The following is a 13,372-nucleotide window of genomic DNA, read 5'->3' as shown; positions in this document are numbered from 1 at the left end:
ACCAGATCCGGCCGGAAGGGATGGAGTGCGTGAAGACTACCAGATCACGGGGTGGTGACCGCGGCCCCGGTGACCGAGGACGCCCAGTACAACGCCCTCGCCACCTGCGGGAACAGGCCCTTCGGGTGGTTGCGGAACAGGGGCTCGGTGCCGAACATGACGACCGCGGCGCCGCGCTCGTCCCTGCCGCTGATCACCGCCGCCTGGCCCCTGGCCGACTCGGGTCCGCCGGCGCCGGCCGCGGTGGCCCGCCAGTGACCCGAGACGAGCGGGCCGTCGGCCGCGTACGACTGCTCGACCGCCACCTCGGGCCCGAGCCCGGTGAACCAGAGCGGCGAGTACACGAACGCGTGACCCGTCGCGGCGCCGCCGACCTGGCCGCCGTCCGCGACCGTGCGGACCACGCCGTTGGCGTCCGAGCGGCCCTCCACCGTGGTGGCGGTGAGCAGCCCGGCTGCGGTGTTGAACGCGGCGCCCGTACGGCCTCGCGTGATGACGCCGCCCGACCCGAGGAACGCCTCCAGGTCCGCCCGCGCCTGCGGCGTGAGCGCGGCGTGGCTGAGCCCGCTGGAGACCCACAGGACGTCGGTGCCGCTCCAGTCGAAGCCCTGGTTGAGCAGGGCGGTCGAGACGGGCGTGACGTCGAAGCCCAGCTCGCGCAGCGTGAACAGCTCGTCGGCGGACGCCGCGGCGGCCACCCGCACCTGGGCGAGCGGGACCCCGCCCGGCTCGCGGGCCGGGGTGAAGGCGACGCCGTAGCGGTCGGCGACGACCCTGGCCGCCTGCCGGGCCGAGGACGGAATCACCGCCGCGCCGCCGTCCCAGCGCACGGCCACGCCCTGGGCGAGCAGGTCGTTGAGCGCCCGCACGTCCTGGGCGTCGGCCACCTTCAGGGCGAGCGGCCCTGACGTGCGCGGCACCGAGCCGGTGGGCGCGGCGACCTTGACCGGCGTGGTGTGGGCGCGCAGCGAGGTCAGCGGCTCCACCTGGGCGCCCCAGAGCAGGGCGTGGCTCCAGCCCGAGATGTCGTACATGGCATCGACGCGGGGTGAGATGTCCTCGCCCGGCTCCAGCATGACGTTCGCCAGGCCGCGCTTGGGCTGGCGCATGTCCACGACGTACGTGCCCGCCGGGTACGTCTTCCCGCCCTGGCGGAACGCCGTCTTCGCCCGCTCCACCCGGACGTCGTTGGCGATCAGGTGGTCCACCAGCCGGGCGGCGGCAGGAGTGCCGGCCGGGATGGCGTAGGCGCGGGGGAAGGTGGTCGTGTAGACGTCCTCGGGGCCGAAGCCGGGCACGATGCCGAGCGGCACCGTCCTGGCCGGCTCGCCCGCCGTGCCCCGCCTGAACACCTCGATCTGGTCGGCGATCAGCCGGTCGTGGCGGTCCTGGACGAAGCGGTAGGTGGCGCGGATGGCCGCCGCGGCCACGTCGGTGTTGATCGCCGAGCGCCGCCGCAGCTCCTCGACCGGCAGGTTGGCGTAGTCGGCGTTGTTGACCCGCAGCGGGATCTCCACCGTGTGCGCGGCGACGGCCCCGTGGAAGGGCGCGTACTGCGGGGTGAAGATCGGCGGCCAGTCGTCCCAGCCCTCCGCCGAGTCGCGGAACGGGATCTGCGCCGGCTGCACGCCGTCCTTCTCCGGCGTGTAGCCGAGCCCGTTGACCGCGGCCTCCATGCCGAGGCCGTTGGCGTAGGTGTTGGTGATGAACAGGTCGTACTCGTAGTTCGCGCCGTGCGGCGGCGTGGTCGGCTCGATGAGCGTGCCGTTGACGTAGCCGTGCAGGTCGATCATGGCGACCGGCTGGGCGTCCATCATCACCTGCCGCATCGCCCTGACCTCGGGTTGGGAGGCGGTGACGAAGTCGCGGTTGAGGTCGAAGCCGGCCGCGTTCTGCCGCGAGTTCGCGATGCGGCCGTCGGGGTTGGCGGTCACGTTGAAGTAGAGGCGGGTGCGCTTGAGCAGCGCGGTGATCGCCGGGTCCCTGCTGGTCGCCAGCTCCTCGATGGTACGCAGCGCCGCGTCGGTGCCCTCCCACTCGTTGCCGTGGATGTTGGCGTTGACGTACAGCGGCGCCTTGTACTTCTTGGCCAGGCCGCGGTCCCTGGCGGCGGCGGCCGGGTCGTTCTCGATGCGCTCGCGCAGGCGGGCCTGCTCGCGCGCCTGCGCCGCGCTCTCCGGCGCGGTGACGGTGACGAGGTAGAGGTCGTGGCCACCGGCGGAGCGGCCGATGATCTCCGCGCTCACCCGGTCGCTGCGCCACTGCAGCTCGTTGAGCTTGGGCGCGATGCCGTGGTACGGCACCAGCCCCAGCTTGATCGCGGCGTCGGCCGGGTTCTCCTGCGGCGGCGGCAGCTTCGTGCGCCTCGGGTAGCCGCGGTCGTGCGGGATGCCGGACGAGCGCTCCTCGCCCTGCGCGGCGGCGCGGGCGGCGGCGGCCTGCTCGGGGAGGCCGGCCGCGACCTCGTTGCGCTCGGGGCCGTTGCCGAAGTCGCGGACGGCCGGCGGTGGCGGCTGCGCGGGCTCGGCCATGGACACGTTCTGGGGGACGGTGAGCAGGGCGGCCGCGACGGCGGCGCCGAGCAGGGCTTGGGGTAAGCGCACGGAAGAGCCTCCGGGGTTCCGGCTTGCGGGACGTCGGCGCGAAAGGGCGGCCGGGCGGGGACCCGGCCGCCGCGGTTCATCAGTGTTCGCGGTAGTCGGCGGCGATGCCGACCAGGGAGATCAGGCCGGCGGCGAACTCCATCGCCTCCTTGTGGCCCTCGTCGAACGGCGGCTGGAAGCCCACGCCCTGCCACGTGCGGGTCCCGGCGTTCCACAGGTCGGCGCCGACCTCGAAGTCCCAGCCGTAGATGCCGTGGTCGTACCAGAGCTCGTCGGCCGAGTTGCCGGCCGCCGAGTACAGCACGTCCGTCACGGGCCCGGTCTGCTGCGGCCAGATGACGGTGCCCCGCTCGGCGGCGATGGCCTCCAGGATCGTCTCGGACGAGCGCTCGAAGAACGCCTCCTCCTTCTTCGTCGGCCTGGGCAGGGTGACGCGGCCCTCGGCCTTGTACGCGCCGGGCGGCCACATGAAGTAGCCGCCGTAGCTGTGCACGTTCATGGCGAACTTGATGTTGCGGAAGCGCTGCGCCAGCCAGATGACGTTGCGGCTCTCGGGCTCGGAGTGCTCGGCCGGGCCCGCGTACGTGCCGCTCTGGCAGTTGGCGGAGGCGCCGAAGTAGCCGTCGTCGTGCGAGCCGACGGCGTAGTTGCGGTTGACGTCCACGCCCCACTGGTTGCGCAGCGCCGGGTCGGACTGCTGCGGCGGGCAGTGGTTGGTCATGTTCTTCCGCTGGGAGTTGAAGTCGTAGAAGCTGTAGTTCGCGCCGTCGGGGTTGACGGTCGGGACGATGAAGATGTCCGTACGCTCCAGCAGCCGCCTGGTCGCCTTGTCGCGCCCGTAGTTGCGCAGCAGCCGCTCCGCGGCCTCGATCGTGACCAGCGGCGTCACCCATTCGCGCGCGTGCTCCTGGGCGTAGGCGAGCACGCCGGTGCGCGAGCCGTCGCGGCGGGTGCCGATGCGCAGGGCCAGCACCTCGGCCGGCTTCCTGGAGACGTCGGCGGGGGCGTTCAGGAAGTCGTCGAGCTGGACGGGCTGCGCGGGCGCCATGACGCCGGCCCCCGGGTCCGTACGGTAGAGCGCCGCCTTGAGCGGCAACCCCGGCGTCGCGTTGATCGCGGCGACCACGTCGGCGGCGGTGCTGACGGGCGCGCCCGCCTCATCGGTGCCCAGGCTGACCGTGACGAGCTTGCCGTCGAGCTTGACGCTCAGCGCGCTGCCCGGCGTGCCGGGATCGACCAGCTCGACGGACAGGTCGTCGCCGCCCTCCGAGCCGTAGGCGTTCGAGGTGATCACGACGGCGGCGCCCGGCGGGGTGCCGATGACGGCCTGGGCGTGGCGGCGGTAGCCGTTCGTCCGGTACGGCAGCGTGATCAGGTCGGTGAGCTTCGGGAACTGCCGGTGCAGCGTCTTGACGCGCTCGTTGAGCTGGGCCGGCGGCATGTACTGGGTGATGAAGTCCTTCTGGTAGCCGCGGTCGTGCTTGTCGGGGCGTTCACCGTCGGGCCACTCCCGTACGTGCGCGTCGGCGCTGCCGCCGCCGGTCGAGGTGACGGTGATCTTCTGCGGCCGGTCGTCGGCCGGGACCGGGGTGCTGAACTGGTGCCCGAGGTACGCGCCCGCGTCCACGTACGCGACCATCTCGGCCCGCCCTGTCGTGCCGCGCTTGCCGCGCCACTCGACGGTGAGCGTGGCCGCCTGGGCGGCGCTGCTCGACGCCTCGACGGACAGGAAGTAGCCGTCACGCGACTTGTACCAGAGCGCCCGCTCCACCACGATCTGGTCGCCCGAGGGCGGTTTCTTGCGGGCGTCCGCTCGTGTCCCGGCCGGCGCCTCGGACGCGAGCGCGGCGCCGAGCGCGCGGATTTCGGTCAGCTGGGTCGGGGTGACGACGGCGTCGACCTGGACGCTGCCGTCGAGCTGGGGACGTACGCGTTCTGTGAGGTCGGCGCCGGACGCCACCAGCCGCTCCATGACCGTCCGGTCCGGCACGGACAGCGTGACCAGCGACGCCGTTTCGGGGTCCGCCGGTCCGGCGACCGCGGAAACGGATGGCGCCGCCCCCGGCAACGCCGTGGCGGCGATCAGCAGAGCGACTACGGACGCCCGTAAACCACGCATATGGACCCTCCTGGATCTTGCCGTATGGGGCTCATTGAAAGCCGACAAACCACATCAAGCAAGACCCAGGACGACTTCTTCCGGCGATCAGGTGGGCGTCGCCTCCGTGAGGACGGCGACTTCCGGCGATCAGGTGCGCGCGTCGCCTCCGTGAGGACGGCGGCTTCAGGCCGTCATATGCGCGAGCTGGGCCACCCCCGAGCGCGGCGACGACAGCACCGGCACCGCGCCCGCCGGGGCGTCCCCGACGATGCGCGCCATGGACGCCTGCGCCAGCACCACCACGTCCACCTGCGCCGCGAGCTTGCCGAAGCCGTCGAGGACCAGCGCGTCGTGGCGGGCCGGGTCGCCGCCGCGCAGCGCCTCGAACGCGCCCTCGCACAGGTACGGCACCACCTCCCGGGCCGGCCCCTGCCTGGCCGCCGCCCGCTCGACCACCCGCGTGGTGGGGCCCAGCGTGGACGCGAGGGTGGCCAGCACGCCGATCCTGACGCCCGTACGCACCGCCTCCTCCGCCATCGGCTCGTCGATGCGCAGCACCGGCAGCTCGGCGTACGGGCGGGCCCGCTCGGCCGCCTCCCCGATGGACGAGCACGTCACCAGCAGCACGCCAGCGCCCGACTCCTTGGCGTAGGTGGCGTAGGCGATCAGCCGGCGCAGCACGTGCGGCGGCGGGTCGCCGGCCGCGATGGTGTCCTGCAGCAGGCTCTCGTCCACGAAGTTCAGCACCTTGGCACCGGGGCGCGCCTCCTTGGCCAGCTCGGTGAGCGAGGCGGCGAGCGCGGGCACGGTGTGCAACATCGCGACGGTCTCCTGCACGCCCTCCTGACGCATGTGCCCGGCTTCCGTGCCTCGAACGGCTTCCCCGCGCCCCTGCGCGCCTTCCCGGCGCGCCCCGCCGGTCATCGGGCGGTCCAGGGGCGGGCGTGCTCGTCCACGATCGCGGCCAGCCGCTGCACTCTCGGCACCGACGTGCCGCGCAGCTCGGCCGCGAGGTCCGCCGTACCGACCAGGTCGCTCCAGACGGCCCGCCCGGCCAGCATGCCGGACGCGCCCGCGCGGCAGGCGGCGCGTACGGCGGCGGGGAAGTCGTCCCGCTCGACGCCCTGCGACAGCACCACCCACGGCACGGGGATCACCTCGTCCAGCGCCGTGCACTCCTCGACCAGCCGCTCCTCGGGCGCGGCGCCGCCGAGCGGGACCTGCGCCTTGTAGAGGTCGGGCCGCAGCCCGGCCAGCTCACGGGCCGCCTCCCTGATCGCGGCGGGCCCGTCGAACCCGGCGGCGTCCCCGGCCGGCTTCGCCACTCCCTCCAGCACGGACAGCAGCCCGGCCGCGGCGCACCTCCTGACGAACTCGGCCGCCGTCTCCAGCCGCCGGCCCCGCTCCTCGTCGTCCCGCCAGATGAGCAGCAGCTTGGCCGCCACCGCCCCCGCCTTGCGGGCCGCCTCGAGATCGATCCGGTCGTCGATGCCGGTGTCCTCGACGGGGCCGTCCGGGTCCTGCTGGAGGCTGTCCACCGCCACGATCAGCCCGCCGGACACCGCGCCCTCCGCGGCCACCTGCTCGAACCCGTAGTCCTGGTCGATGAGGAACCCCGAGGCGTACGGGCCGACCTCCCGCGCCACCGTCAGCTTGAACTCCCGCAGCGTGTCATCGCCGACGCGCTCCCCCGTCGCGGCCGTGAACATCTGCCTGAGGCTCTCCCGCTGGTCCATGGCGACCATGGCGAACCCGCCGGAGGGGCGTGCGAGCAGGTCGAGGGTGGGTCGGTCTGGGGTGGTCATGCGTGCTCCCGTTCGGGTGATGGGTTCGTCGAATGCGTGGCTCGCGCCAGGAAGGCGTCGTATCCGGGGAGGTAGGCGGCGCGCAGGGCCGAATCCTCGGGGTGACGTTCGAGGGGCAGCACAGGAACGTCGGCCGGCGAGCCACCGGCCTGGCCCGCGATGAGCGCGGCACCGGCGCAGACCGCGTCGCCGGACCGGACGATCTCGACCGGCACCGGCGAGACGGCGGCCTTGATCCGCATCCACGCCGGGATCCTGACCTGCCCGCCGAAGACCGCCAGCCGTTCGGGAACGACACCGGCCACCGCGGCAAGCTCGTCGAGCATCCAGCGCGCGTGCAGGCAGGTGCCCTCGACGACGGCGGCCAGCAGCTCGCCGGGCCCGTGGGCGGCGTCCAGCCCCGCCAGCACCGCCCGCCGCTCCCGGTCGGGCGCCGGAGCCACTCTCCCCCTCAGGTACGGCTCGACCACGATGCCGGTCGGCAGCCGCACCTCTTCGAGCAGCTCCGGCAGGTCGTCGTACCCCTTGCCGCCGACCAGGCGCAGCACCCAGTCGAGCATCGCCCCGCTGGTGGGCAGCCCGCCGACGAGCACCGTGCGCGCGCCGTCCAGCGACGGGTCCGCCGTGACGCCCAGCGCGATCCCGGTGCGCGGGCCGGGCGCCGTTTCCGCGGGCACCATGAGGGCCTCGGCGGTGCCGAGCGAGTCGGCCACGTCACCCGGCCGCCGCACGCCCGCCGCCCACGCACCTACCGCGTGGTCGTGCCCGGCGATCACGACCGGCACCCCGCGCCGTACGCCGTTCACGTCCACGTTCAGCCCGCCGACCGGTTCGGTCGCGCCGATCACGGGCGGCAGGCGGTCGGGGCCGATTCCGGCGTGCGCGGTCAGGTCCGGGTCGTAGCGCCCGGTCCGTACGTCGTAGGCGAGCGTGCGGGCCGCCAGGGTCGCGTTCGAGCGCAGGACGCCGGTCAGCGCGTACGCCACCGCCTCCGGCACCCCGGCCCACCAGCGCATCGCCTTGAGCAGCGGCGGCTCGTGGCGGCCCAGCCACATCCACTTGGCGAGCGGCGCCTTGGCGTCGGCCCAGCGGCCGGTGGCGGCGTAGAGCGCGGCGTCGTCCGGCTTCAGCCCGGCGATCTCCGCGGCGCCGCGCGGGTCGTTCCACCAGATGAGCGGGGTGAGCGGCCTTCCTTGTACGTCGAGCGGCACCCCGGTCTCGGCCATGCCCGCGATCCCGATGGCCTCCGGCCCCCGCCCGGCCCGCTCCGCGCACTCCCCGAGCGCCTCCGTCACGGCCGTGACGAGGGCCGGCAGGTCGGGGGGCGTCCTGCGCCGGACGGTGGCCGCCTCGCCGCCCCGTTCGTCGAAGAAGCCCACCTTGACGTGGGTGGTGCCCACATCGATCCCGGCCAGCAGCCCGTTCGGCGTCATGTTGTCACTATAAATCCATAAGTTGGCGGAAAAGTGCCAACTCATGGTGCATCATGGCCATACGCCCAGCGTACGAGCGACGGGCAGCACCGAAACGATCTACGCTACGTCCCAGCGATCCACGGAACGAGCAGGAGGTGAGAAGGCTGCGCTCCGAGCAGAACCCCGGCGACCCGCACGCCGGACACGAGCCCGGCGCCGCGCAGGAGGCCGGAAGCCTGCGTTACGGATCCGCGCCCGGCCGGCGGGCCGCCATCCTGCGCCGGGTCTCCCAGGACGGCTACGTCTCCGCCGCCACCCTCGTCGACGAGCTCGCGGTCTCCCCCAACACCATCCGCCGCGACCTGCGGAAACTCGCTCAGGACGGCTTGATCAGAGCGGTGCGCGGCGGAGCCACCCCGGCGGATGCCGGCGCCCTGCCGTTCTCCGACCGCTCGACGCAGGCCGCCGGCGCGAAACACGCCATCGCCGCCGCGGCCGTACGCCTCATCGAACCCGGCACCACGGTGGCGCTCGACTCGGGCACCACCACGCTGGAGATCGCCAAGCTGCTCCCCGCCGACGCCGGCCTCACGGTCGTCACCCACTCACTGCCGGCCATCGCCGCCCTCGCCCCCCGGCCGGACATCACCCTCATCGGCATCGGCGGCCAGTACAGCCGCGACACCCGCTCCTTCGGCGGCCCGGAGACCGTCGCGGCGCTGGAACACCTCGGCGTACGCACACTCTTCCTGGCCGCCACCGCCCTCGACGAGGCCGGCGTGTACGGCGCGACCCCCTACGAGGCCGAGACCAAACGCCGCCTGATCTCCATCGCCCGCGACACGGTCGTGGTGAGCGACGCCCGCAAGTTCGAGCTGAGCGCCCCGATCAGGGTCTGCCCCTGGTCCGCCGTCACCCACCTCATCACCGACGCCCTCCCCGAGCCGCTCACCCTCCCCACCCCCACGACCGTCGCCCCGTGACTCCCAGGCAGGGTGGGAAACGGTTGGAGGGGCGGCGGTCCCGCCGTCCAGGCGGTGGGCGCACGGAGTGACCGGTGAGAAGACAGCGCGGGAAAGGCCGGCGAAACGCCAGAGACGAGGCCGGTTCGGCATTGCGGCGGGCCCGCATCCCCGGATCAGGCACTACTCCCTAGCCGTAGTACTCCTCGGCCTTCCCGTAGGCGTCTTTCCTGCGCTCCAAGAGCCGCATCCACGGGTCATCCCAGTTGCTGCGAGGCATCTTCAGTTTGCTCTCGTGAATGTCCTTGACCCTCCACCTGAGTTCGAGGTGGTTCTGGTCGTTGACGAGCAGCCCGGGCAGGTTCTCCTCGATCCGCTTGGGCATCAGCTCGTAGACCTCCATGAACGCCTTGTTCGCCTGGGTGAGGAAGTCCCGGGCACGGCTGTCCGCCGTGCCGCCGAAGTCCCAGAACTCGTCCCAGCCGCTGCGGTCGGGGTCGGCCATCGCCTCGAAGTTCTGGGCGCACCACGTGATGACCTCAAGGAAGCGGCTGCTGGCCCTGCTCATCGCGCCGGTGACGGCGGCCAGCGCCGTCACGCTGCCGTAGGTCTGCCGCAGCGCCCACTGCGCCTTGACGGCGGCATCGCCATGCCACGGGCTGTCACGCAGGTCCTGCGCCCTTAGCCGCAGCGTGTGGGTCAGATCGACCAGGGACTCGGCCATCTGCGCGTAGCTTTGCGGGTCGCGGTGACCGCCGTTCATCACCAGGATCTCGATGTCCCGCCTCGCCTGCTCCGCGGTCATGTCGTCGACGCCGTAGTCGATCGCTCTCGACAGCGTCAGCGGCACGATGCCGTTGGGGTAGATGTCGCTCGGTCCCCTCAGCCTGCGGTTCCCCAGGCCATCGACCCGCTCCTGCAACTCCTCGATCGGCGCGTCGCCGAGCAGAGGATGGTCGGCGAGCTTGTAGTTGGCCGCGGCCCGCTCGATCAGGATCCCCGCCATGCCCGTCTCGGCGTACACATCGTTCCAGAAGCCTGCGACCGCTCTGTCGGCCTCGGCCATCATCCGGTGCAGCTCGCGCGGCAGATCCCAGCTCATCCCCGAAACGCCGATGCCGTCGGCCCTGCTGTAGTTGAAGTCGCCTGCCGCGGCGGCCAGCGCGACGAGCTTGCCCCCCACGGATTTCACGGGGCCGCGAGAGATCTCGAATCCCTCCGGACGGTCCAGATCGAGCCCCGGCCAGGTGTCGGGGATGGTCGGTTCCGTATCCCATGTGGACCACTGGTCGGCAGGCGTCGGCTCAGGCTCGCGCATCGAGACTCCGATCAACACATCGGGGGGTCGCCACACCCTACGAAGATCGTCATCACCTTCGCAACCGCAGACCTGTTGGCGAGGACCGCCGAAGCCCGCCGATGCCGCGCTCAGCAGCTGAGCGGGCGCGGTGGCAGGGGGAGCCGAAAGCGGGCGCCCGGACCCGGAGCAGGGCCGCTCGGATCGCGTCCATGACGGCGCTGCCGTCAGTGGCTTCCTCCGTCCGTCGCTGAACGCCTTCAAGGTCGTTCGCAGCCCCCACCTGCGCTCCCCCGCCCCCGACGCCACCTGGCGAAACGGACCCTTGACAAACCTCACAACCCCACATAATCTCCAGCCAAAAATTTAATCGATTCAACGAGCGGAGCTCGTCACGATGAGACCCCCCAGCAGCATCCGCCGCACCCTGGCCGCAGGGTTAACCGCCCTGCTGTGCCTGCCACTCACCGCCGCCCCGGCAGAGGCCACCACGGCGACAGGCGGCAAGCACCGTCCGAGCCCCCGTCTGGAGCACCTCGACAGGGGCCTGGTGGCCGCCTCCACCAGCGAGGGCGTGTTCCTGAGCTGGCGGCTGCTCGGTGACGAGGTCACCGGGCACGGCGCGAAGGGCATGACGGGCACCGACTTCCGCGTCTACCGCGACGGCCGCGCCATCGCCACGGTGACCGACAGCACCAACTACCGCGACCCCTCGGGCACGTCCCGCTCCAGGTACCAGGTGGCGCCGATCGCCAAGGGCCGCGAGGGGCGGAAGAGCCCTGTGGCCACGCCTTGGCTTAAAACGTTTTATGATCTTCGGCTGAGCAAGCCGGCCGACGGCGTGACCCCGGCGGGCGAGGCGTACACGTACGCGGCCAACGACCTGAGCGTGGGCGACGTGGACGGGGACGGCCAGTACGAGTACGTGGTCAAGTGGGACCCCTCGAACTCCAAGGACGTCTCGCAGCGCGGCTACACCGGCAACTCGTACGTGGACACGTACGAGCTGGACGGCACCCTGCGCTGGCGCCTCGACCTCGGCGTGAACATCCGCTCGGGCGCCCACTACACGCAGTTCCTGGTGTACGACTTCGACGGTGACGGCCGTTCGGAGATGATGCTCAAGACCGCCCCCGGCACGAAGATCCTTCGCTACGACGCCAACGGCAAGGTCGTCTCCGAGCGCTACGTCACGATGCCGCGCGAGGACCGCCGCGCCGGCTACTCCGACACCGACGACTACCGGCTGAGCGCCGCCGGCTACTTCGACCATCTCACGGGGATGTTCGCGAAGTGGCACAAGCACCCCGAGGTCGTCGCCGGGCACTGGCCGAAGACGATCGAGGAGGCGCTGGGCATCGAGCCGAAGTACCGCTACCCGCTCTCCCAGGCCGACGCGGCCGAGCTGGCGACGTACTTCATCGACGTCTACGCCCCCGCCCGCAGCGGCAACAACCGGCTGCGCGAGTTCGCCGGCTACATCCTGACCGGCCCCGAGTACCTGTCGGTGCTCGACGGCGCGACCGGCCGCGAGCTGCAGACCGTCCACTACAAGCCGGGACGCGGCGACGACGGCCTCCTGTGGGGCGACTACGCGATGGGCAGGATCGAGCCGGGCAACCGGGTGGACCGCTTCCTGTCGTCGGTCGCCTATCTCGACGGCAAGCGCCCGTCGGCGATCTTCGCGCGCGGCTACTACACCCGCAGCACGCTGGTGGCCTACGACTGGGACGGCAGGCGGCTCAAGGAGCGCTGGTACGTCGACAGCGGCCACGCCCCGATGGCGAACCCGTTCAACGCCGCGCCGCACGGCGTCCCCGGCAGCAACCCGAAATATGCCGACCTGACCACGCAGGGCTTCCACGCGATGGGCGTGGCCGACGTGGACGGCGACGGCAGGCAGGAGATCGTGTACGGCTCCGCCACCATCGACGACGACGGTGACCTGCTGTACTCCTCCTTCGACGTCGCCCCGCCGCAGAGCAACGTGCCGGGACAGAACGTCCGGCTCGGCCACGGCGACGCCATGCACGTGGGCGACTTCGACCCCGACCGGCCCGGCCTGGAGATCTGGACCGTGCACGAGGGCGGCGCGTGGGCCCCGTACGGCTGGGCGCTGCGCGACGCCGCCACCGGCGCGGTGATCCACGGCGGCTACAGCGGCGTGGACACCGGCCGCGGCATGGTCGGCGACATCGACCCGGACGTCCGCGGCGTCGAGACCTGGTCCTCCATGCCGCCCGACCAGGCCATCGAGGCCGGCCTGTGGTCGGCGCGCGGCGACTACCTGGGCAGGAACGCCCCCGGCACGAACATGAGCATCCGCTGGGCCGCCGACATGACCACGCAGCTCGTCAACGGCACCGCCACCGACGTCCTGCAGACACCGACCATCGACGACCACCGGCGCGGAACGCTGCTGACCGCCGAGGGCACGCTGACCAACAACTGGACGAAGGGCAACCCGGGCCTGGTGGCCGACGTCTTCGGCGACTGGCGCGAGGAGCTCCTGGTCCGTACGACCGACAGCACCGCGATCCGCATCTACCTGAGCACCGAGGTGACCGACAGGAAGCTGTACACGCTCATGCACGACCCGCAGTACCGCGTGGACGTGGCCAGGCAGCAGACCGGCTACAACCAGCCCGCCTACCCGAGCTTCTACTTCGGCTCGGACACCGACTGGTCAAAGGTCCCCGTCCCAAACCAGCGCTGACCACCACCCCAACACGAAACACCCGCCCCCGGACCTGAGACCTCCGGCTCCGGGCTCCGGGCTCCGGGCTCCGGGCTCCGGGCTCCGGGCTCCGGGCTCCGGGCTCCGGGCTCCGGGCTCCGGGCTCCGACAACAGCAAAGCACCGGCCCTGCCTGGCGGCAGCAGAACTTGCGGCCAGCACGTCGGGGCTTGCGCTCAGAGCACGGGCGCTGCGGTGACGGTTTCGTCCAGGGGCCCAGGAACGGCGAAGAGGGCGCTCCTCACTACGGGAGCGCCCTCTTCGAGGGGGATTTCGGGGGTTGCGGGGGTTGCGGGGGCTACGGGGGCTACGGGGGTTCTCCGGCCGAACCCGCCAGGCCGTTCACCTGGCCGGTTCATCCGGCCGCTTGACGGGGCGCCACCCCGCTGGGGTCGGAGGGCCGCTCAGCTAGGGCCGGGGCGGCGCTCAGCTGGAGCCGGGGTCCCGCTCAGC

8 protein-coding genes are annotated in these 13,372 nt (G+C 72.2%); 2 read left to right on the top strand and 6 right to left on the bottom strand.

The features are described 5' to 3' along the window. Positions 1 to 44: 44 nt before the first annotated feature. The 5 genes from ACFFR3_RS40765 to ACFFR3_RS40745 form a co-directional block, all read right to left on the bottom strand. Entirely contained in the window at positions 45 to 2,603 is a 2,559-nt protein-coding gene (locus ACFFR3_RS40765) for a M14 family zinc carboxypeptidase (RefSeq protein ID WP_379484874.1), read from the bottom strand. A gap of 79 nt (positions 2,604 to 2,682) precedes the next feature. Then, positions 2,683 to 4,722 (bottom strand): M14 family zinc carboxypeptidase, encoded by a 2,040-nt coding sequence (locus ACFFR3_RS40760; RefSeq protein WP_379484873.1) that lies wholly within the window; start codon positions 4,720 to 4,722, stop codon positions 2,683 to 2,685. A 165-nt stretch (positions 4,723 to 4,887) separates the two neighbouring features. Then, a complete protein-coding gene (locus ACFFR3_RS40755) occupies positions 4,888 to 5,556 on the bottom strand; it encodes an aspartate/glutamate racemase family protein (protein ID WP_379484872.1) in 669 nt (222 codons plus the stop codon). Positions 5,557 to 5,624: 68 nt separating this feature from the next. Then, positions 5,625 to 6,509: a hypothetical protein gene (locus tag ACFFR3_RS40750; RefSeq protein WP_345403945.1), complete on the bottom strand. Its 885-nt coding sequence runs from the start codon at positions 6,507 to 6,509 to the stop codon at positions 5,625 to 5,627. Beyond that, complete coding sequence (locus ACFFR3_RS40745) at positions 6,506 to 7,942, bottom strand: FGGY-family carbohydrate kinase (protein ID WP_345403943.1); 1,437 nt, start codon at positions 7,940 to 7,942, stop codon at positions 6,506 to 6,508. Before ACFFR3_RS40745 ends, ACFFR3_RS40750 begins: the two co-directional genes overlap by 4 nt. Positions 7,943 to 8,079: 137 nt before the next feature. Between ACFFR3_RS40745 and ACFFR3_RS40740 the strand changes: the two genes are divergently transcribed. After that, positions 8,080 to 8,907: a DeoR/GlpR family DNA-binding transcription regulator gene (locus ACFFR3_RS40740; protein ID WP_364376264.1), complete on the top strand. Its 828-nt coding sequence runs from the start codon at positions 8,080 to 8,082 to the stop codon at positions 8,905 to 8,907. 169 nt (positions 8,908 to 9,076) lie between these two features. Here ACFFR3_RS40740 and ACFFR3_RS40735 read toward each other — a convergent pair whose 3' ends face one another. Next, the gene (locus ACFFR3_RS40735; protein ID WP_379484871.1) at positions 9,077 to 10,240 is read right to left on the bottom strand and encodes a hypothetical protein; all 1,164 of its coding nucleotides are present in this window, start codon (positions 10,238 to 10,240) and stop codon (positions 9,077 to 9,079) included. 340 nt (positions 10,241 to 10,580) lie between these two features. Between ACFFR3_RS40735 and ACFFR3_RS40730 the strand changes: the two genes are divergently transcribed. Then, a complete protein-coding gene (locus ACFFR3_RS40730; RefSeq protein ID WP_379484870.1) occupies positions 10,581 to 12,899 on the top strand; it encodes a rhamnogalacturonan lyase in 2,319 nt (772 codons plus the stop codon). The last annotated feature ends 473 nt before the right edge of the window (positions 12,900 to 13,372 follow it).

The organism is Nonomuraea salmonea (assembly GCF_042428605.1).
Classification (GTDB): Bacteria; Actinomycetota; Actinomycetes; order Streptosporangiales; family Streptosporangiaceae; genus Nonomuraea; species Nonomuraea salmonea.
The sequence above is the reverse complement of the archived record's forward strand: the minus strand, read 5'-3'. Positions and strand labels throughout refer to the sequence as shown.